Below are 20,553 nucleotides of genomic sequence, written 5' to 3' on the forward strand. Positions count from 1 at the left end.
CGGAGGCCGGTGATTCCGGGGCGCTTCGGGCCTGTTCGGGAAAAGTTCCCCGCGCGGACGGATGTGATCATCGGCAAAACTTGATGCCTCGGGCGGCGGGTGGGGCGGGAGTTGGGCCGGATCTCTCGTAAGGTTCGGGTCGTGGGATCTTTGCGCAATCCGGTCGGGCCGCTTCCCTCCACCATCTACTGGCGACGGAGGGCGGTCGCCGTGTGCCTGGTGGCGGTTCTCGCCCTGCTCGCCGTGTGGGCCCTCACCTCGGGTGACGGCGGCGGGAAGAAGACGAACGACGCCGCCAACGGCTCGTCGCCCACACCCCCTTCGATCACCCCCGGCCCCGCGGGCACCGGCCCGGCGATCAGCCAACAGCCCGGCGGCCGCGACGAGTCGGGCGACTCCGGCGGCTCCGGTGACACGTCGGGCGAGGGCGGCGGCGGCGAAGGCGACGGTGGCTCCGCCGGATCCGGTACGGACGCGGACTCGGGCTCCGCCGAGGGCGCCGACGCCGGTACGGACTCCGGCGCCGGCGGCACCGGGAAGAACGGCGACACCGACGGCGCGGGCGGCGACGGAGGAGCGGGCACCGGCGCGGGGCAGCAGGTTCCGGCCAATTCTCCGCTCCCGAACTGCCCGGCCGGAGCGCTGCAGTTGAGCCTGCGCACCGCCAAGGTCTCCTACGAGGCGGGCGAGAAGCCCCGCTTCCACCTGGTCGTCAAGAACACCTCGGACACCGCCTGCAAGGCCGACTTCGGGCCGCGCAGCGCGGTCCTGACGATCAGCGACAAGCAGGCCGACGCGGTCTGGGCCTCCGACGACTGTCCGCACCCCGGCGATCCGCTCCTGCTGAGCGTCCCCGCGCAGACCACGGTCACCCACACCGTGGAGTGGGACCGCGGGCGCAGCGCGCCGAAGTGCGCGACGGCCCCGGCGGGCCAGGCCGGCCCCGGGACCTACCTGGTGGAGGCGACGCTGGCGGGCGCGAAGGTGGCCCCGGCCTCCTTCACCCTGGCCAAGGACTGAGCGGACAGCGGCCCGGCCTTCACCGGCCGGGCCACCGAGGGATCGGGGCGTGACGGTCCTGTACGGCCCTGATCCGCCGGACAGGACGTGGACGGACTAGACGTACCGCTCCAGGATCGAGGACTCCGCCAGCCGCGAGAGGCCCTCACGCACGCTGCGGGCACGGGCCTCGCCGACCCCGTCGACGGTCTGGAGGTCGTCGACACTCGCCGCGAGGAGCTTCTGCAGCCCGCCGAAGTGCTCCACGAGCCGCTCGATGATCGCGCCCGGCAGCCGCGGCACCTTCGCGAGGAGCCGGTAGCCGCGCGGCGAGACGGCCGAGTCGAGAGTCTCGGGCGAACCGCTGTAGCCCAGGGCCCTCGCCACGACGGGAAGCTCGAGCAGCTCGGTGTGGCTGAGCGCGTCCAGCTCGGTGAGCGCCTCGGCGACCGTCCGCGAGCGCTTGGCGGTGGGCTCGGGCACGTAGTCCCGGACGACCAGCTCGCGCTCCGGCTCCACGCCCGCGATCAGCTCGTCGAGCTGGAGCGACAGGAGCCGCCCGTCGGTGCCGAGCTCGACCACGTACTCGGCGATCTCGGTGGCGATCCGGCGCACCATCTCCAGGCGCTGGGCGACGGCCGTGACGTCCCGGACGGTGACCAGGTCCTCGATCTCCAGCGCGGAGAGCGTGCCGGCCACCTCGTCGAGCCGGAGCTTGTACCGCTCCAGGGTCGCGAGCGCCTGGTTGGCGCGGGAGAGGATCGCGGCCGACTCCTCCAGGACCCGGCGCTCACCGTTCACGTACAGCGCGATCAGACGCATCGACTGCGAGACGGAGACGACCGGGAAGTTGCACTGCTTGGAGACCCGGTCCGCGGTGCGGTGGCGGGTGCCGGTCTCCTCGGTGGGGATGGAGGCGTCCGGGACCAGCTGCACACCGGCGCGGTGGATCTTGGTGATGTCCTTGTCGAGGACGAGCGCGCCGTCGAGCTTGCACAGCTCGCGCAGGCGCGTCGCGGCGAACTCCACGTCCAGCACGAAGCCGCCGGTGGCCATCGCGTCGACCGTCTTGTCCAGGCCCAGCACGATGAGACCGCCCGTGTTGCCCCGGAGGATCCGCTCCAGGCCGTCACGCAGCGCGGTGCCCGGCGCGACGGCGCTCAGGGCGGCGCGCATCAGCGCTTCGTTGCCGGAGCTCGCGCCGGACTTCCCGGGAGCTGCTGCCCCGTCCTTCGCTGCCACTGCACTCCTCCGGCTCGTACGGATGGGCGAGACCAGGGCAAAGTCTAGCGACACCACCCCGCCACCCTCCGCCTCGCGCCGCTCAAGGGTGCGGCGGAAGGGCCCGAGGGTGCCCGGTCGTGCCCCCTCGCCTACCCCCACGAAGCGGCTTCACTACCCCCGCGAAGCCGCTTCGCCCACCCCCGCCGACGCGTCCGTACGACCTCCGCCGCGCTTCGGTTCGACCTCCGACGTCCCTTGTGCGACCTCTGCGCAGCCTCCGTACGGCCTCCGGGACCGCCCGGCGCGGCGCTCCGCCGTCCCTTCGCTACCCCTCCGCGCTCTCCGAGCGCGGCGCGCGGCGGGTGCGGGGGAGAACGCGCAGGGCGTCGCCCATGTCCGCGACCTCTGTCACCTTCATGCCGGCCGGCACCCTGCCCGGGTCCGGCGGGACCAGCGCGTGCGTGAAGCCCAGCCGGTGCGCCTCGGCGAGCCGGCGCTGGACGCCCGTCACCCGGCGGACCTCGCCCGCGAGCCCGACCTCGCCGATCGCGACCAGGTTCTTCGGCAGCGGGGTGTCGCTCGCGGCGGAGGCGAGGGCGAGCGCGATCGCCAGGTCGGCGGCGGGCTCGGAGAGCTTCACGCCGCCCACGGTCGCGCTGTAGATGTCGCGCTTGCCCAGCGCGCTGATCCGGCCCCGCTGCTCCAGGACCGCCAGCATCATCGAGACCCGGGAGGTCTCCAGACCGGAGACGGTCCGGCGCGGGGAGGGGATCTGGGAGTCCACCGTCAGCGACTGGACCTCGGCGACGAGCGGGCGGCGGCCCTCCAGGGTCACCGTCAGACAGGTGCCCGGAACGGCCACGTCACGCCGGGTCAGGAAGAGCCCGGACGGGTCGGCCAGGCCCGTGATGCCCTCGTCGTGCAGCTCGAAGCAGCCGACCTCGTCCGTCGCCCCGTACCGGTTCTTCACGCCCCGGACCAGGCGCAGGCGCGCGTGCCGGTCGCCCTCGAAGCTCAGGACGACGTCGACCAGGTGCTCCAGGAGCCGGGGCCCGGCGATGGCGCCGTCCTTGGTGACGTGGCCGACGAGGAGCGTGGACATGCCCCGCTCCTTGGAGGCCCGGATGAGGGCTCCCGCGACCTCGCGGACCTGCGCCATGCCGCCGGGGGCGCCGTCGATCTCGGGGGAGGCGACGGTCTGCACCGAGTCCATGATCAGCAGGGAGGGCTTCACGGCGTCGAGGTGGCCGAGGACGGCCGACAGATCGGTCTCGGCCGCCAGGTACAGATGGTCGCTGAGCGCGCCGATCCGGTCGGCGCGCAGCCGGACCTGGCTCGCGGACTCCTCGCCCGTGACGTACAGCGTGCGGTGCTCGTCGCTCGCCGCCTTGGCCGCCACGTCGAGCAGGAGCGTGGACTTGCCGACGCCGGGCTCGCCCGCGAGCAGCACGACGGCGCCGGGCACCAGGCCCCCGCCGAGGACCCGGTCCAGCTCGTCGACGCCGGTCGAGCGGGCGGTCGCCTGCCGGCCGTCGACCTGTCCGATGGGGAGGGCGGCGGTGGAGACACGGCCGGCCGCGGTGGTCCGGACGGCGGGCGCGCCGTACTCCTCGACCGTCCCCCAGGCCTGGCACTCGGGGCAGCGGCCGAGCCACTTGGCCGTCTGCCAGCCGCACTCGGTGCAGCGGTAGGACGGCCGGTCCTTGGCGGTTTTCGTACGGGCAGCCATGGTCCACACCGTAGCGGCCCCCACTGACAGCGAGGGCCGGCGCCTGTCCGCGCCGGGGCCCTTCCTCGTTCGAGTGACGGAATGTGAGGTTCCTGTCCCCTTTCGAGCGATACCTTCACCCGTACGAATGAGAAGTGGTCGACCGGTACGAAGTGGACCCCCCTCCCTGCCTACCGTCGCCCCGTGACGAGCAGCAGGCTGGATTCCCCCACACGCACCACCGGCGCACACCGGGCGCACCGCGGCGCCGCGGAGCAGGGACCGCGCACGCTCGGCCAGCGGCCCCCCGCCCGGTACGAGGCCGCCCTCGACGGCCTCTACACGTACTGCCTCTCCGTGCTCTGCGAGCACGACACGGCCACGGCGGTCCTCGGCGACGTCCTCGCCGTCGCCGAGCGCCACTTCGGCCGCTGCCCCTCCGACGAGGAGGGCCGGACGGCCTGGCTGTACGCGCTCGCCCGCTGGGCCTGCCTGCGCACCCTCGCCGAGCAGCGCCGCAAGCGCCAGGGCGCCCACACCGGCCGCCCCGCCGTCACCGCGCCCGAGCCGCCCCCGGTCTCCGAGGAGACCGCCGAGCGCCGCCGCGCCGAACTCGCGAAGCTCGCCTGGCCCGAGGCCGCCGGCACCACCCCCGAGCAGCGCGAGGCCCTGGAGCTCGCCGTCCGGCACGGCCTGAGTCACCGCCAGGTCGCGGCCGTGCTCTCCCTCGACCCGCTCGCCGCCCGCGAGCTCCTCGCCACCGCCGCCTGCGAGGTCGAGCGGACCCGCGCCGCCCTCGCCGTCGTCGAGACCGGCAGCTGTTCCACCGTCGCCCGGCTCACCGGCGACCACCGGGTGCTGCTCTCCGCCGCCCTGCGCGCCGAGCTCGTCCGGCACGTCGACGACTGCCCCCGCTGCCGCCGGGCCGCCGAGCGGGTGGGCGCCACCGGCCCCTGGCCCGGAGCCGCCCCCCTCCCGCCGGACCGGCTGCCGCTCGTCGACGCGCCCAGGGCCGCCGCGTACATGGCGATGCTGCACGTCCCGCGCGCGCGTGCCGGTGCCCCGCGCTTCGCCCCGACCGGTTTCCCGATGGACCCCAAGGACCATTCGGCCCGCCGCGACCGGCTCCGGGCCCGCGCGGTGACGACCACCGTCGTCGCGGCCGTCGTGGCCGCCCCGGTCCTCGCGCTGTGGACCTCGTACCGCGGGACCCCGGTCGCCGACGAGGGGGTCCCGGGCGGCACCAGGATCAGCGCACGCGAGGCGGACGAACCGGTGGGCCAGGACGGCAGCGGGTACGACCACTACGAGAACGCGGGCAACGCCCGCACCACCCCCGAGCCCCGCTTCACCCGGGGCAGCCGCGCCCCCGACGTCTCGGTCGAGATCCTCAGCCCCGGCGGCCCCACAGGCCCCGCGGGCCCTTCCAGGCCCGGCGATCCCGCCCCCGGCCACCTCACGGTCGGCGCGCGCTGCTCCGGCGACCTGACGATGCTCACGCTCACCGCCGACGGCGGCTCGCCCGTCACCTGGTCGCTGTGGACGGACGCCCCCTGGCTGTACGTGAGCCGGGCGTCCGGCACGCTCCGCCCCGGCGAGACGATCACGGTCGTCGTACGGGTCGACCACGGGCGCGAACCCGCGGGCGCGTGGAGCGCCCGCGTCGGCGTGAACCCCTCGGGCGCGGTCGTCAGGATCAACGGCCAGGGGCAGACCGCCCCGCCGCAGGTCACCCGCCCGGGTACCCCGCCGCAGCCGCCGACGACGACCGACCCGACCACACCGCCGACGAGCCCCCCGACGAGCCCGCCGACATCGCCGCCGACGAGCCCGCCGACCACCGGCCCGACGACACCCCCGACCACACCGCCGACGACGGACCCGACGACGCCTCCGCCGACGACGGACCCGACGACACCCCCGCCGACCACGGACCCGACGACACCCCCGCCGACGACCGACCCGACGACGGAGCCGACCACGCCCCCGCCGACGACGGACCCGGGCACGACGGACCCGGGCACGCCCCCGCCGACGACGGACGACCCGCCGCCGTCCGGCCCCTGACCTCCTGGAAGGCCGGTGGCTCCAGGAGCGTCCGCCGGATCAGGCCCTAGGAGACCGGGTCGGCCGGGTGCGGGGCCACCAGCGGCAGCTGCGAGGCCAGCCGGGCCTCGCACAGCCCGACGAGGACCTCGTACGCCTCCTTGCCCATCATCTCCGTCAGTTCCGGCCGGTACGTGACGTAGACGGGCTCCCCGGCCCCGTGCGCCGAGGTGGCCGAGGTGCACCACCAGTGCAGGTCGTGGCCGCCCGGACCCCAGCCACGACGGTCGTACTCGCCGATCGACACCTGGAGGACCCGGGTGTCGTCGGGCCGCTCGATCCAGTCGTACGTCCGGCGCACCGGCAGCTGCCAGCACACGTCCGGCTTGGTCTCCAGCGGCTCCTTGCCCTCCTTCAGGGCCAGGATGTGCAGCGAGCAGCCCGCGCCGCCCGCGAAACCGGGACGGTTCTGGAAGATGCAGGAGCCCTCCCAGCGGCGGGTCTGCCGGTCGCCGTCCTCGTCGAGCTGCACCCAGCCCGACTCCGTACCGACGTCGTGGAACTGCCACAGCTCCGGCGTGAGCCGGGCCACGTGCGACGCGACCCGCTTCTCGTCGTCGTCGTCAGAGAAGTGGGCGCCCAGCGTGCAGCAGCCGTCGTCGGCCCGGCCCGCCTGGATGCCCTGGCAGCCGCTGCCGAAGATGCACGTCCAGCGCGAGGTCAGCCAGGTCAGGTCGCAGCGGAACACCTGCTCGGCGTCGGCCGGATCGGGAAACTCGACCCACGCCCGCGCGAAGTCCAGCGTCTTCTCGTCCGGCTCCACGCCCTTGCCCCGCTTCTTGGCGACCTTCTCGGCCTTCACGGCCTTCTCCGCTCGATCGGCCTTGGCGGCCTTGCCGGTCCTCCCGGCCCTGCTCGCCTTGCCGGCCTTCACACCGGCCTCGCCGCTGCTGTCCTTGTCCGGCTTCGCCTGCTTCGTCTTTGGCACAACACCAAGCGTATGCGGGTCGGCGCAGTAGCGTTCCGCCCATGAGACTCGGAGTCCTCGACGTCGGTTCGAACACAGTGCACCTGCTCGTGGTGGATGCCCACCCCGGCGCCCGTCCGCTGCCCGCCCACTCCCACAAGGCGGAGCTGCGGCTCGCCGAGCTCCTCGACGAGCGGGGCGCCATCGCGCCCGACGGCGTCGAGCGGCTCATCGGGACCGTCCGGGAGGCCCTCCACGCGGCAGAGGACAAGGGCTGCGAGGAAGTGCTGCCGTTCGCGACCTCGGCCGTCCGCGAGGCCACCAACGCCGACGCCGTCCTCGCCCGGGTCAAGGACGAGACGGGGGTCGACCTCCAGGTCCTCACCGGCGAGGAGGAGGCCCGGCTCACCTTCCTCGCCGCCCGCCGCTGGTTCGGCTGGTCCGCGGGCAAGCTGCTCCTCCTCGACATCGGGGGCGGCTCCCTCGAAGTCGCGTACGGCATCGACGAGGACCCGGACACCGCGGTCTCCCTGCCGCTCGGCGCAGGCCGCCTCACCTCGGGCTGGCTGCCCGGCGACCCGGCGAACACCGACGACGTGAAGGCGCTGCGCCGGCACGTCCGGGCGCAGATCGCCCGTACGGTCGGAGAGTTCAGCCGCTTCGGCCGCCCCGACCACGTCGTGGCCACGTCCAAGACCTTCAAGCAGCTCGCCAGGATCGCCGGCGCGCCCGGTTCGGGGGACGGCCTGTACGTCCAGCGGGTCCTGTCCCGCAAGTCCCTGGAGGAGTGGGTCCCGCGCCTCGCCGCGATGACCGTCCCCGAGCGCGCGGCCCTGCCGGGCGTCTCCGAGGGCCGGGCCCCGCAGCTCCTCGCGGGCGCGCTCGTCGCGGAGGGCGCGATGGACCTGCTCGGCGTGGAGGAGCTGGAGATCTGCCCGTGGGCGCTGCGCGAGGGCGTCATCCTCCGCCGCCTGGACCACCTCCCGGAGGAGTAGCCGCCGCACGGCCACGCGCGCGTGGAGCCGGACCGGCCTCCTGCACGCCCACCACGCGCGCGTGCAGGGGCCGCCACCACGCGCGCGTGGGCCGCGCCGCTCCGGCGTGACCCGAACCACCTCCCGGGCCCCCGGCCCGCCCCGTACCCTGTCTGGGTGGCAGAACCAGTGGTGCGCATCCCGGATGCGAAGGTCGCCCTGTCGACGGCCTCGGTCTATCCGGAGTCGACGGCGACGGCCTTCGAGATCGCCGCGCGCCTCGGGTACGACGGCGTCGAGGTCATGGTGTGGACCGACCCCGTCAGCCAGGACGTCGAGGCGCTGCGCCGCCTCTCCGACTACCACCAGGTCCCGATCCTGGCCGTCCACGCCCCCTGCCTCCTCATCACCCAGCGCGTCTGGTCCACCGACCCGTGGGTCAAGCTCCAGCGCGCCCAGGCGGCGGCCGAGAAGCTCGGCGCCTCCACGGTCGTCGTGCACCCGCCGTTCCGCTGGCAGCGCCAGTACGCGAAGGACTTCGTCACCGGCATCTGGCGGATGGCGGACGAGACCGACGTCCGGTTCGCCGTCGAGAACATGTACCCGTGGCGCTACAAGGACCGGGAGATGCTCGCGTACGCCCCCGAGTGGGACGTCACGAAGGACGACTACCGGCACTTCACCGTCGACCTCTCGCACACCGCGACCGCCCGCACCGACGCCCTCGCGATGATCGACCGCATGGGCGACCGCCTCGGCCACGTCCACCTCGCCGACGGCAAGGGCTCCGCCAAGGACGAGCACCTGGTCCCGGGCCGGGGCACGCAGCCCTGCGCCGAGCTCCTGGAGCGGCTCGCGCTCACCGGCTTCGACGGCCACGTCGTCATCGAGGTCAACACCCGCCGCGCGATGTCAGCCGCCGAACGCGAGGCCGACCTCGCCGAGGCCCTCGCCTTCACCCGGCTCCACCTCGCGTCCGCCGCGGGCCGCCCCTCCCGTCCGGCCGAGCGGGCCCCGCGCCCATGACCGACCCGGCCCCCCGCCGGCGCGGCCGCCCGTCCCGTACCGAGGAGGACAGCGGACCGGGCGCGCGCGAACGCATCCTGGAGGCGGCCCGCACGCAGTTCGCGGAGCGCGGGTACGACAAGGCCTCCGTCCGCGGCATCGCCAAGGCCGCCGGCGTGGACCCGGCGCTCGTGCACCACTACTTCGGTACAAAGGACGAGGTCTTCGCCGCCGCGATCGAGGTCTCCTTCGAGCCGGCGCTCGTCGTCCCGGCGATCCTCGGCGGCCCGCGCGAGGCCATCGGCGAGCGGCTCGCGCGCTTCTTCATCGGCGTCTGGGAGAACCCGGTCAGCCGCGCCCCGCTCCTCGCGATCGTCCGCTCCGCGCTGACCCACGAGGCCGCGGCCAAGGTGCTGCGGACCTTCGTGCTCCGCCGGCTCCTGGAGCGGATCGCGGCCGAACTCGACGTACCGGAGCCGAGCTTCCGCGCGGAGCTGGCCGCCTCCCACATGATCGGGATCGTGATCCTGCGGTACGTGATCCAGGTCGAGCCGCTGGCCTCGGCCGACCCGGAGGAGATCGTGGCCCAGGTGGCACCGACGCTCCAGCGGTACCTGACCGAGAGCTGAGAGCCTCGGGGAGGCGACAGCCGACCGAAAGCTGAACACCTCGTCCGCCATTCGGACGCTCTGTCCAGATCTTGGAGCGTCGGCGTACGCTCGAAGGCAAGCACACCCATCACGAGGAGCGAGCGACGATGCCCGAGCTGAGGTCCCGCACAGTCACCCACGGCCGCAACATGGCGGGCGCACGCGCCCTTATGCGCGCCTCCGGTGTACCCGGCGCGGACATCGGCCGGAAGCCCATCATCGCCGTCGCCAACTCCTTCACGGAGTTCGTCCCCGGCCACACCCACCTCCAGCCGGTCGGCCGGATCGTGTCCGAGGCCATCACGGCCGCCGGCGGCATCGCCCGCGAGTTCAACACGATCGCCGTCGACGACGGCATCGCGATGGGCCACGGCGGCATGCTCTACAGCCTCCCGTCCCGCGACCTGATCGCCGACAGCGTGGAGTACATGGTGGAGGCGCACTGCGCCGACGCCCTGATCTGCATCTCCAACTGCGACAAGATCACCCCCGGCATGCTGATGGCCGCCCTGCGCCTCAACATCCCGACGGTCTTCGTCTCCGGCGGTCCGATGGAGTCCGGCCGCGCCACGCTCGTCGACGGCACGGTCCGCACGCTCGACCTGGTCGACGCGATCTCCGACGCCGTGAACCCCAAGATCTCGGACGAGGACATCGCCCGGATCGAGGAGAACGCCTGTCCGACCTGCGGCTCGTGTTCCGGCATGTTCACCGCCAACTCGATGAACTGCCTGACCGAGGCGATCGGCCTCTCCCTCCCCGGCAACGGCTCGCTGCTCGCGACCCACACCGGCCGCAAGGCGCTGTACGAGAACGCGGCGCGCACGGTCGTCGACATCACCCGCCGGTACTACGACGAGGACGACGCCTCCGTCCTGCCGCGCTCGATCGCGACCCGCGCGGCCTTCGAGAACGCCATGGCGCTCGACATCGCCATGGGCGGCTCGACCAACACGATCCTGCACCTGCTCGCCGCCGCCCAGGAGGCCGAGCTCGACTACGGCCTCAGCGACATGGACGAGATCTCGCGCCGGGTGCCCTGCCTGGCCAAGGTCGCGCCGAACGTCGCCAAGGACCGCACGTACTACATGGAGGACGTGCACCGGGCGGGCGGCATCCCGGCGATCCTCGGCGAGCTCTACCGCGCGGGCCTGCTCAACGAGGACGTCAACACCGTCCACTCCGCCTCCATCAAGGAGTGGCTGGACACCTGGGACGTCCGCGGCGGCTCCGCCACGGACGAGGCCGTCGAGCTGTTCCACGCGGCCCCCGGCTGCGTCCGCTCGGCGACCGCCTTCTCGCAGTCCGAGCGCTGGGAGACCCTGGACACGGACGCGGCCGGCGGCTGCATCCGCGACGCGGCCCACGCGTACTCCAAGGACGGCGGCCTCGCGGTCCTGCGCGGCAACCTGGCCGTCGACGGCTGTGTCGTGAAGACGGCCGGCGTGGACGAGTCGATCTGGACCTTCGAGGGCCCGGCCGTCGTCTGCGAGTCGCAGGACGAGGCCGTCGAGAAGATCCTGAACAAGCAGGTCAAGGACGGCGACGTGGTCGTCATCCGCTACGAGGGCCCGCGCGGCGGCCCGGGCATGCAGGAGATGCTCTACCCGACCTCCTTCCTCAAGGGCCGGGGCCTGGGCAAGACCTGCGCGCTGGTCACGGACGGCCGCTTCTCCGGCGGCACGTCGGGCCTCTCCATCGGCCACGCCTCCCCGGAGGCGGCCTCGGGCGGCACGATCGCCCTCGTCGAGGACGGCGACCGGATCCGTATCGACATCCCGAACCGCTCGATCGAGCTCCTCGTCGACGAGACCACCCTGGACGCCCGCCGTTCCGCGCTGAACGGCGTGTACGCGCCGAAGAACCGCGAGCGCAAGGTGTCGGCGGCGCTGAAGGCGTACGCGGCGATGGCGACGAGCGCGGACAAGGGCGCGGTCCGGGACGTGACGAAGCTGGGCTGAGCCCGGCGCACGGACGCTGAGACGGCGGGGAGTGGGTACGACACCCACTCCCCGCCGTCGTACGTCCGGTCCTACCGGCTCACCAGGACTCGGGCTCGCGCGCGTCGACCGCGAAGACCGAGCCGTCGGGCGCCGTCCCGAACACCCGGTCCCCGGCGACCTGCGGCTCGGGGACCATGGGCGCGTAGCCGAGCCGCCCGTTCCGCAGCCGCGGCCGGGTCTGGCCGATCAGCGCCCCGCGCGCGGTGTTGACGGCGAGCAGCCGCCCGTCCTGGACGGAGAAGTACAGGCGGTCGTCGCCCCCGAGGACCGGTTCGGAGACGTTCCCGGCACCCGTCTCCAGCTCCCACAGCACCCGCCCCTTCGGCGCGGCGGTGTCGAAGGCGGTGAGGTGGCCGTTCGCGTCGAGGATGTGGACGACCGCGCCGCGCACGGCGACGCCCCGGACGTCGATCCGGTGGGGCAGCGCCAGCCGCCTCATGGAGGCCGCCGAGCCGTCGGGGCCCAGCACCACAAGGCCGTCGATCAGCGGGTCCTGGTAGTGGTCGCCGAGGACGAGCGCCCCGTCGCCGGTGCGGCCCAGCGGCGCGAGATCGCCGTCCAGGGTCCGCTGCCAGACCACCTCGCCGGTCCGGGGACGGACCGTCCCGACCCGAGTGGTCGACCCGTCGGCCGAGATCTCGGAGACGTCCAGCAGCCCGGACGGAGCGTCGTACGCGCCGAGCCGCGGGACCGAGAAGCCGGCCAGGCCGTGCCGCCAGAGTTCCTTCCCGCTGCGGCTGTCGAGGGCCCGGAGCCCGCCGCGCCCGTCGGCCAGGACGACGGCGGTGCCGGCGGCCCGGTACAGCTCGGGCGCGGTCCCCGTCTGGCCGGCGCTCCACCCGGGGGCGCCGCCCCCGGCGTCGTAGGCCCGGAGCGGGCCCGTGGGGGCGGCGGCGCCGACGAGTCCGTCGGCCAGGAGGGCGGGAGCCGTCGGGGTCTCCGAGTCGATGGGGGTGGTCCGCGACCACAGGACCTGCCCCGTGACGGGGTCGAGCCGGGCGATGCCGACGCCCCGGGCCACGCAGTACAGCGCGCCGCCGCCGTGCATGCAGGCGGGAGCGGCCGTCGGGCCCCGCTCCTGGAGCGGCGTCCGCCAGCCCGCGAAGGCCGTGGCGACCTCGTCCGGGCGGGCGGGAGTCTCGCGCCCGCCCTCCGCGGGAGTGCTCAGCGCGCCGTACAGCCCGGCGCCGGTCAGCGCGAGCACGGCGACGAGGGCGGCGGTCAGCCGCGGACGGATCCGGAGGCGCCGGCGGGGCGGGGGAGCCACCGTGGCCGCCCGGACGCGGGTGTCCGCGTCCCAGGCGGGGCAGGAGCCGGGCTCCTTCTCCGGCAGGGTGGGGCGCCGCCGCTGCGCCGGTATGAAGGCCTCCGCCTCGTACGAGGGCGGCAGCAGCGCCGACATGATCTCGGCGGGGGTCGGCCGTTCGGCGGGATCCTTGGCGAGGCAGCGCGCCACGAGCGGCGCCAGCTCCTCCGGCACGTCCGTGAGGTCAGGCTCGTCGTGGACGACCTGGTAGGCCACGATGTACGGGCTGTCGGAGTCGAACGGGCCGTGCCCGGTCGCCGCGTGCACGAGGACCGAGCCCAGCGCGAAGACGTCCGCCGCGGGCCCGACCTCGCGGGGCCGCTGGAACTGCTCGGGCGCCATGAAGGGCGGCGAGCCGATCAGCTTCCCCGTCTCGGTGTGCAGGTCGCTGTCCACGGGCCGGGAGATGCCGAAGTCGATGACCTTCGGTCCGGTGTCGGTGAGCAGGACGTTGCTGGGCTTGAGGTCCCGGTGGACGACCCCGGCGCGGTGGATGTCCCTCAGCGCCTCGGCGAGCCCGGCGGTGAGCCGGCGCAGTTCGGCGGGGGACAGGGGGCCGTTCCGCTTCACCTGGTCGGCGAGGGTCGGCCCGGGCACGTAGAGCGTGGCCATCCAGGGGCGTACGGCATCGGGGTCGGCGTCGACGACCGGCGCGGTGAAGGCCCCGCTCACCCGCCGGGCGGCCGCGACCTCCTGGCGGAAACGGGCCCGGAACTCCGGGTGCTCCGCGTACCGAGCGTGTACGACCTTGACCGCGAGCCGCAGGCCGGAGGGGGAGGCGGCGAGATGGACGACCCCCATGCCGCCGGATCCGAGACGTGCCTGGAGGCGGTAGTCGCCCGCGTACTCGGGCCCCTCCGCATCCCGGTCGGCGCCGGTACTGCGCAACGGTGGCATCGCCCACCCCCGTGTGATTCCCCGTCACATCACGCGCGTGAGCGACCCGACGGAGCCTAGTCCATGGTGCCCGCGAAGCCGGAGGAGCTTGCTAGCCTGCGCGTCGCAGAGAGTGAAACTCGGCGTAGCGCTTTGCGCCACAGGGGGAGGACACCATGGGAACCGACGACAAGCAGCCCACGGCGGACGTGTCGACGACGGCGACGAGCGCGGTGAAGCGCTACGCCATAGCCCCGGGGTACCGGGTCAACGTCCGCTCGGGCCCCAGCACCCAGTACTCGATCGTCCGGTCGCTGGCCCCCGGCTCCACGGTCCCGATCCACTGCCAGAAGCCCGGCGAATGGGTCAGCGGCCCGTACGGCACCACCAACCTCTGGGACAGCATCGCCCCGGGCGAGTACGTCTCCGACGCCTACGTGAAGACGGGCAGCGACGGCTACGTCGCACCACGCTGCGCCTGAGGCCCTCCTCCGCCGCTCCGGGGATAATCGACTCTGTGAGCGACGAAGAGCAGACCCCCGGCACGGAGCAGACCCCCAGCGCGGCGGCAGGCGGCCCGCAGCCCGAGGAGATCCGTTTCTTCGGTACGACCTGGGTCGACCACACCGGCCACTACGCGCTGCGCCGCGTCGGCGTGGCCGCCGGCTCGCTGGCCGCCGCCGTCGCGGCCTGCTTCGTGCTGCGCTTCGCCTACGAAGGCCTGGAGATCGCGAACATCGGCGGCTTCGTCAACATGCTGGTCGTCGTCATGTTCGCGGTCTGCAGCGCCATCGCCTTCCGCAAGACCTGGGAGGGCTTCACCCGCAGGCCCACCGACCCGCGTCGCGAGGAGTCGCTGCGCAGCCTGAAGGCCATCGGCTTCATCGGCTCGCTCCTCGCCTACTTCTTCCGCTGCTTCACCGAGGCGCCCGGCGAGCAGCTGCGCCGCACGGAGTACGAGACCTCGCGCGCCCAGTACGAGAAGCGCCGCAACGCCCGCACGGGCAACCCGGCCGCCCGCAAGAAGCCCAAGCGCAAGTAGCCCACCCGGCGGCCCACCCGGCAATCCACCCGACCCGTCCGCGTCCTTGACGCTCGGCACCCCCAGGAGCACTATTCATCACATGATGAATTCCCCGACGGGCGCCCCAGGCTCGACGGAAACGGCCCGGGCAGCCCACGACACCGCCGCCGTCACCGCCCACGCCCTCACCGCCGTACGAGGCGAGCGCACGGTCCTCCGCGGCCTCGACTTCACCGTCCCCGCCGGCCGCATCACCGGCCTCCTCGGTCCCTCCGGCTGCGGCAAGACCACCCTCATGCGCGCGATCGTCGGCACCCAGGCCAAGGTCGGCGGCACCCTCCAGGTCCTCGGCCGCCCCGCGGGCGACCCCGCCCTCCGCTCCCGCATCGGCTACGTCACCCAGGCCCCCTCGGTCTACGACGACCTCACCGTCCGCCAGAACCTCGACTACTTCGCCGCCATCCTCTTCCCCGGCCGCGCCCGCCGCCACGACCGCCGTACCGCCGTCGACCGGGCCGTCACCGACGTCGACCTCACCTCGCACGCCGACTCCCTCGCCGGCCGGCTCTCCGGCGGCCAGCGCAGCCGCGTCTCCCTCGCCGTCGCCCTCCTCGGCACCCCCGAACTGCTCGTCCTCGACGAACCCACCGTCGGCCTCGACCCCGTCCTCCGCCGCGACCTGTGGAACCTCTTCCACCAGATCGCCGCCGACCGCGGGACGACCCTCCTCGTCTCCTCCCACGTCATGGACGAGGCCGAGCGCTGCCACCGCCTCCTCCTCATGCGCGAGGGCGAGATCCTCGCCGAGGACACCCCCGAAGCCCTCCGCCGCCGCAACGACACCGCCACCGTCGAAGAGGCCTTCCTCCACCTCGTCGACGCCGCCGCCCGCGCGGCACACCCCGGAGCCGGACACCCCCGCACCACCCACGAGGAGCCCCGCTCATGAACGGCGCCCGCACCCTCGCCACCGCGGCCCGCGTCCTGCGTCAGCTGCGCCACGACCCCCGCTCGATCGCCCTGATGCTCCTCGTCCCCTGCCTGATGCTCTTCCTGCTCCGGTACGTGTTCGACGGAAGCCCCGGCACCTTCGACAACATCGGCGCCTCCCTCCTCGGCATCCTCCCGCTCATCACGATGTTCCTGGTGACCTCCATCGCCACCCTCAGGGAACGCACCTCCGGCACCCTGGAACGCCTCCTCGCCATGCCCCTCGGCAAGGCCGACCTCATCGCCGGCTACGCCCTCGCCTTCGGCCTCCTCGCGGTCATCCAGTCCACCCTCGCCACCGGCCTCGCCGTCTGGTTCCTCGGCCTCGACGTCGTCGGCTCCCCCTGGCTCCTCCTCCTCGTCGCCCTCCTCGACGCCCTCCTCGGCACCGCCCTCGGACTCTTCGTCTCCGCCTTCGCCGCCTCCGAGTTCCAGGCCGTCCAGTTCATGCCGGCCGTGATCTTCCCCCAGCTCCTGCTCTGCGGCCTCTTCACCCCACGCGACCGGATGGCCCCCGCCCTCGAAACGATCTCCGACGCCCTGCCCATGTCGTACGCCGTCGACGGCATGAACCAGGTTCTCCGCCACCCCGACATCACCGGCGACTTCGTCCGCGACGCCCTCGTCGTCGCAGGCTGCGCCGTCCTCGTTCTCGCCCTCGGCGCGGCCACCCTCCGCCGCCGCACGGCCTGACCGCCCCTCGGACACCCACGCGCCACCGGCTCCGCCGATGCGAGGATGACCGGACATACCCCCTCCGGCGAGGTGAAAGACCCATGACGCAGACCGTCGCAGTCCTCGGCACCGGCAAGATCGGTGAAGCACTCCTCAGCGGCATGATCCGCGCCGGCTGGCGCCCCGCGAACCTCCTCGTCACCGCCCGCCGCAGCGAACGCGCCGACGAACTCCACGCCCGCTACGGCGTCGAAGCCGTCACCAACGCCGAGGCCGCCAAGCGCGCCGACACCCTCATCCTGGCCGTCAAGCCCCAGGACATGGGCCGTCTCCTCGACGAGCTCGCCCCCCACGTCGCCGCCGACCGCCTCGTCATCAGCGCCGCCGCCGGCATTCCCACCTCCTTCATCGAGGAGCGCCTCGCCACCGGCACCCCCGTCGTCCGCGTCATGCCCAACACCCCCGTCCTCGTCGACGAAGGCATGTCCGTGATCTCCGGCGGCAGCCACGCCACCCCCGCGCACCTCGTCCACACCGAGGAGATCTTCGGCGGCGTCGGCAAGACCCTCCGCGTCCCCGAGTCCCAGCAGGACGCGGCCACCGCCCTCTCCGGCTCCGGCCCGGCCTACTTCTACTTCCTCGTCGAGGCCATGACCGACGCCGGCATCCTCCTCGGCCTCCCCCGCGCCCAGGCCCACGACCTCATCGTCCAGGCCGCCATCGGCGCCGCCGTGATGCTCCGCGACAGCGGCGAGCACCCCGTCAAGCTCCGCGAGGCCGTCACCTCCCCGGCCGGCACCACCATCAGCGCCATCCGCGAGCTGGAGAACCACGGCGTACGGGCCGCCCTCATCGCCGCCCTCGAAGCCGCCCGCGACCGCAGCCGCGAACTCGCCTCCGGCAACGGCTGACCTACCCGGCCGAGACCGCCCCCTTCACCACGTCCGCCGTGGCCACGACCCGGGCGAACCGCCCACCGTGCAGCGACACCGCCGTCGCCCGGGTCAGCTCCTCCGCCGACTGCACCCACCCGAACGGCCCCTCCAGGTCGAAGGTGTGCATCGCGTCCAAGGGGAACAGCACCTCGTACCCGAGGTTCCCGCCCATCCGGGCCGTCGTCTCGTTGCACATGTTCGTCTGGATCCCGACGATCACGATCTGCCCGATGCCCGCCCCCTTCAGCCAGGCGTCCAGATCCGGCTCCCCGTAGAACGCCGAGTTCACCCTCTTCGTGACCAGCAGCTCAGGCCCCGCCCCCTTCCCCCGCCGCTCCTCGACGAAGTCCTTGAACCCGTTCCCCTCCGTCCCCGGCTCCAGCGGCGACCCCGGCTGCACCGAGTCGTGCCGCACGAACACGACCGGCCGCCCCGTCTCCTGCCACACATCGATCAGAGCCGCGATGTTCCCCTCGGCCTCCGGGTTGTTCCGCCGCCCCCAGAAGTCGAGCTCGAAGCCCTTCTGCACGTCGACGACCACCAGCGCTGCGTTCTCGTTGATCTCCATGCCCACGATCCTGACGCGACGGAGCCGACCGCCCCAGAGGGAGAAATGACAGCGATCGATGCTTTACTGCCACCCATGGCCGCCCCCCAGCGCATCGCCCTCCTCTCCTTCCCGGGCATCCGCGCCTTCGACGTCTCCGTCATCACGGAGGTCTGGGGCAGCGATCGCACCCTCCGCGGCGTCCCGCCCTTCGAACTCCGCAGGGTCGCCACCGACCCGCACACCCCCATCCCCCTCCACGGCGGACTCACCCTCACCCCCGACCGCCCCCTCACCTGGCTCGACGAACTCACCACCACGGACCTGGTCCTCGTCCCCGGCGTAGAGGACCCCGACGCCGACCTCCCGACCCCCCTCCTCGAAGCCCTCCGCCACGCCCACACCGCGGGCATCCCCGTCGCCTCGCTCTGCGCGGGCGCCTTCGTCCTCGCCCGCGCGGGACTCCTCGACGGCCGCAGAGCCGTCACCCACTGGCACCTGGCTCAGACGCTCGCCACCCGCCACCCCGAGATCCAGGTCGAGCCCGACGCGCTCTTCGTGGAGGACACCGGTATCTGGACGTCCGCCGGCACAGCCGCCGGTATCGACCTCTGCCTCCACCTCGTCCGCACCGCCCACGGAGCCGAGGCCGCCGCCTCCGTCGCCCGCTCCATGGTCACCGCCCCCTTCCGCACGGGCACCCAGGCCCAGTTCATCGAGCACCCCACACCGCGCGCCGACCGCGACGCCGACGCCCTCGCCACCGTCCGAGCCCACGCGCTCGCCCACCTGGACGAGCCCCACACCGTCGCGAGCCTCGCGGCCCACGCCGGAATGTCCCCCCGCTCCTTCGCCCGCCACTTCCAGGCCACCACCGGAACCACCCCCCTGCACTGGCTCATCACCCAGCGCGTCGCCGCCGCCCAGAAACTCCTCGAACGCACCGACCACCCCCTCCCCGAGGTGGCCCGCCGCGCGGGCTTCGGCAGCGAGGTCACGATGCGCCAGCACTTCGCCTCACACCTCGCCACCAGCCCGCGCGACTACCGCAACGCCTTCCGTCACCCCGCGGGCAACAGCCCGATCGCCCGATAGGCCCGGTCCACCAACGGCCGCGCCACCCCCCGGGCCCGCTCGGCCCCGTCCCGTAGCACCTGATCCACATACCCGGGGTCCGCCGCGAGCCCGGCATGCCGCTCCCGCACGGGCCTCAGCAGCTCGACGACCGCGTCCGCCGTGTCCTTCTTCAACGCTCCGTACGACTGATATACACCGGCCAGCGCCTCGGGGTTCCCACTTGTCGCGGCGGCCATCAGATCGAGGAGATTCGCGACGCCCGGCCTGCCCTCCCGGTCGTACTCCACGTCCCGCCCGCTGTCGGTCACGGCCCGCATGATCTTCCGCCGCACGGTCTCCGCGTCGTCCAGCAGATAGACGATCCCGGCCCCGTTCGCGTGCGACTTCCCCATCTTCGATGTGGGGTCCTGCAGGTCCATGACCCGCGCAGCCACCTTCGGAGCCGTGGCCCGCGGCACGGTGAAGGTGTGCCCGTACCGCTGGTTGAACCGCACCGCCAGGTCCCGCGTCAGCTCCACGTGCTGCGTCTGGTCCTCACCCACCGGCACCTCGTCGGCCCCGTACGCCAGGATGTCCGCGGCCATCAGCACCGGATACGTGAGCAGCGACAGCCGCACACCCTCCCCGGCGGCCCGCGCGAGCACGCTCTTCTCCTTGTACTGGATCATCCGTCGCAGTTCGCCGTCCGTGGCCGTGCACTCCAACAGGTACGAGAGCCTGGCGTGCTCGTCCACATGGCTCTGCACGAACAGCGTGCAGAGCTCCGGATCCAGCCCCGCGGCCAGCAACAGCGTCGCCGCCTGCCGGCTGAGCCGCCGCACCCGCCCCGGATCGTGCTCCACGGTCAGCGCATGCAGGTCCACGACGCTGAACAGCGCCTCCGCCCGGTGCTGATCCACCTCGACCCACCGCCGGACGGCCCCGAGGTAGTTGCCCAGCGTCAGATGCCCGGTGGGCTTGATCCCGCTGAAGATCCTCGTCATCGCGTTCCTTCTCCCTCAGCCACGGGCCGCCGGCCCGACGGCCCGGCTCCCGGAGGGGGATGCGCGAACGGCCGCCGGAACGGCGGCCGCTTGGTACATGCGCGAGTGCGGGCCGCCGGTCAGGCGGCCCACCACAGGGTGGCGTGCGCATGCGTAGTCATACGGAGAGGCTACGCCCGAGGACCGGGGTTGACACGGGATTACCAGGTCCGTAGTGTTCTCCGAGTTGTCCGACGTGAGCACCGACTCCGGTCGGCCCCGGACAGCCATTCCGCAAGACCCACAGAAGCTGACGACGCTTTGCCGCGCCGTCCGGCTTTCCGTGTGTATTTGCGAAATGAGGAATCCGCGTTCGAAGGTCTGAGCGCAAGCCGCCCGATTAGCGTCGGAGGCAGGAATTCGCTAAAGTCTCACTCGTCGGAACGGCCCAACAGCCGCAAAGACAAATCCCGCTGACTGGGAATCAGACGCCGAAAGGATCTGATAGAGTCGGAGACGCAAGAACGAAGGAAAAGCCCGGAGGAAAGCCCGCGAGGGTGAGTACAAAGGAAGCGTCCGCACCTT

18 protein-coding genes are annotated in these 20,553 nt (G+C 73.1%); 12 read left to right on the top strand and 6 right to left on the bottom strand.

Annotated features, from left to right (window positions below; genetic code table 11):
- Window positions 1–141: 141 nt before the first annotated feature.
- Complete coding sequence (locus DEJ46_RS22345) at window positions 142–1,020, top strand: hypothetical protein (protein WP_150269021.1); 879 nt, start codon at window positions 142–144, stop codon at window positions 1,018–1,020.
- Between the two features lie 96 nt (window positions 1,021–1,116).
- Here DEJ46_RS22345 and disA read toward each other — a convergent pair whose 3' ends face one another.
- Entirely contained in the window at window positions 1,117–2,241 is a 1,125-nt protein-coding gene (gene disA / locus DEJ46_RS22350) for a DNA integrity scanning diadenylate cyclase DisA (protein WP_055642806.1), read from the bottom strand.
- A gap of 307 nt (window positions 2,242–2,548) precedes the next feature.
- Window positions 2,549–3,952 carry a DNA repair protein RadA gene (gene radA / locus DEJ46_RS22355; protein ID WP_150269023.1) on the bottom strand — a complete coding sequence of 468 codons (1,404 nt, stop codon included), beginning with the start codon at window positions 3,950–3,952 and terminating at the stop codon, window positions 2,549–2,551.
- A gap of 183 nt (window positions 3,953–4,135) precedes the next feature.
- On the opposite strand from radA, the gene DEJ46_RS22360 reads away from it, so the two are divergent.
- Window positions 4,136–5,998 (top strand): BACON domain-containing protein, encoded by a 1,863-nt coding sequence (locus DEJ46_RS22360; RefSeq protein ID WP_150269025.1) that lies wholly within the window; start codon window positions 4,136–4,138, stop codon window positions 5,996–5,998.
- A gap of 46 nt (window positions 5,999–6,044) precedes the next feature.
- Here the strand turns inward: DEJ46_RS22360 and DEJ46_RS22365 are convergent, their stop codons facing one another.
- On the bottom strand, window positions 6,045–6,965 hold the full coding sequence (locus tag DEJ46_RS22365; protein ID WP_150269027.1) for a hypothetical protein: 921 nt from the start codon (window positions 6,963–6,965) through the stop codon (window positions 6,045–6,047).
- 41 nt (window positions 6,966–7,006) lie between these two features.
- On the opposite strand from DEJ46_RS22365, the gene DEJ46_RS22370 reads away from it, so the two are divergent.
- From DEJ46_RS22370 to ilvD, 4 genes are all read left to right on the top strand, one after another.
- Window positions 7,007–7,939: a Ppx/GppA phosphatase family protein gene (locus DEJ46_RS22370; protein ID WP_150269029.1), complete on the top strand. Its 933-nt coding sequence runs from the start codon at window positions 7,007–7,009 to the stop codon at window positions 7,937–7,939.
- A 156-nt stretch (window positions 7,940–8,095) separates the two neighbouring features.
- The gene (locus DEJ46_RS22375; RefSeq protein WP_150269031.1) at window positions 8,096–8,944 is read left to right on the top strand and encodes a sugar phosphate isomerase/epimerase family protein; all 849 of its coding nucleotides are present in this window, start codon (window positions 8,096–8,098) and stop codon (window positions 8,942–8,944) included.
- Window positions 8,941–9,552, top strand: coding sequence for a TetR family transcriptional regulator (locus DEJ46_RS22380; RefSeq protein ID WP_055642812.1), 612 nt, complete (start codon window positions 8,941–8,943; stop codon window positions 9,550–9,552). Before DEJ46_RS22375 ends, DEJ46_RS22380 begins: the two co-directional genes overlap by 4 nt.
- A 128-nt stretch (window positions 9,553–9,680) precedes the next feature.
- Window positions 9,681–11,534, top strand: a complete 1,854-nt coding sequence (ilvD, locus tag DEJ46_RS22385) for a dihydroxy-acid dehydratase (protein WP_150269032.1) — start codon at window positions 9,681–9,683, stop codon at window positions 11,532–11,534.
- Window positions 11,535–11,613: 79 nt separating this feature from the next.
- Here ilvD and DEJ46_RS22390 read toward each other — a convergent pair whose 3' ends face one another.
- Window positions 11,614–13,779: a protein kinase domain-containing protein gene (locus DEJ46_RS22390; RefSeq protein WP_150269034.1), complete on the bottom strand. Its 2,166-nt coding sequence runs from the start codon at window positions 13,777–13,779 to the stop codon at window positions 11,614–11,616.
- A 155-nt stretch (window positions 13,780–13,934) separates the two neighbouring features.
- Between DEJ46_RS22390 and DEJ46_RS22395 the strand changes: the two genes are divergently transcribed.
- The 5 genes from DEJ46_RS22395 to proC all read left to right on the top strand — a co-directional run bounded on the left by DEJ46_RS22395 (window position 13,935) and on the right by proC (window position 17,358).
- Window positions 13,935–14,240, top strand: coding sequence for an SH3 domain-containing protein (locus DEJ46_RS22395; RefSeq protein WP_150269036.1), 306 nt, complete (start codon window positions 13,935–13,937; stop codon window positions 14,238–14,240).
- A gap of 35 nt (window positions 14,241–14,275) precedes the next feature.
- Complete coding sequence (locus DEJ46_RS22400; RefSeq protein ID WP_150269038.1) at window positions 14,276–14,800, top strand: hypothetical protein; 525 nt, start codon at window positions 14,276–14,278, stop codon at window positions 14,798–14,800.
- Between the two features lie 82 nt (window positions 14,801–14,882).
- Entirely contained in the window at window positions 14,883–15,731 is an 849-nt protein-coding gene (locus DEJ46_RS22405; protein ID WP_223834958.1) for an ABC transporter ATP-binding protein, read from the top strand.
- Window positions 15,728–16,465, top strand: coding sequence for an ABC transporter permease (locus DEJ46_RS22410; RefSeq protein ID WP_150269039.1), 738 nt, complete (start codon window positions 15,728–15,730; stop codon window positions 16,463–16,465). The genes DEJ46_RS22405 and DEJ46_RS22410 overlap by 4 nt, the downstream gene beginning before the upstream one ends.
- 83 nt (window positions 16,466–16,548) lie before the next feature.
- Entirely contained in the window at window positions 16,549–17,358 is an 810-nt protein-coding gene (proC, locus tag DEJ46_RS22415; RefSeq protein ID WP_150269041.1) for a pyrroline-5-carboxylate reductase, read from the top strand.
- Window position 17,359: 1 nt separating this feature from the next.
- Here the strand turns inward: proC and DEJ46_RS22420 are convergent, their stop codons facing one another.
- The gene (locus DEJ46_RS22420; RefSeq protein ID WP_150269043.1) at window positions 17,360–17,950 is read right to left on the bottom strand and encodes a cysteine hydrolase family protein; all 591 of its coding nucleotides are present in this window, start codon (window positions 17,948–17,950) and stop codon (window positions 17,360–17,362) included.
- Window positions 17,951–18,025: 75 nt separating this feature from the next.
- On the opposite strand from DEJ46_RS22420, the gene DEJ46_RS22425 reads away from it, so the two are divergent.
- Window positions 18,026–19,024 (top strand): GlxA family transcriptional regulator, encoded by a 999-nt coding sequence (locus tag DEJ46_RS22425; RefSeq protein ID WP_150269045.1) that lies wholly within the window; start codon window positions 18,026–18,028, stop codon window positions 19,022–19,024.
- On the opposite strand, the gene trpS is transcribed toward DEJ46_RS22425, so the two are convergent.
- Window positions 18,991–19,989, bottom strand: coding sequence for a tryptophan--tRNA ligase (gene trpS / locus DEJ46_RS22430; protein ID WP_150269047.1), 999 nt, complete (start codon window positions 19,987–19,989; stop codon window positions 18,991–18,993). The genes DEJ46_RS22425 and trpS overlap by 34 nt on opposite strands.
- Window positions 19,990–20,553 lie beyond the last annotated feature (564 nt).

Origin of the sequence: Streptomyces venezuelae (genome assembly GCF_008642375.1) — a bacterium.
GTDB lineage: Bacteria > Actinomycetota > Actinomycetes > Streptomycetales > Streptomycetaceae > Streptomyces > Streptomyces venezuelae_G.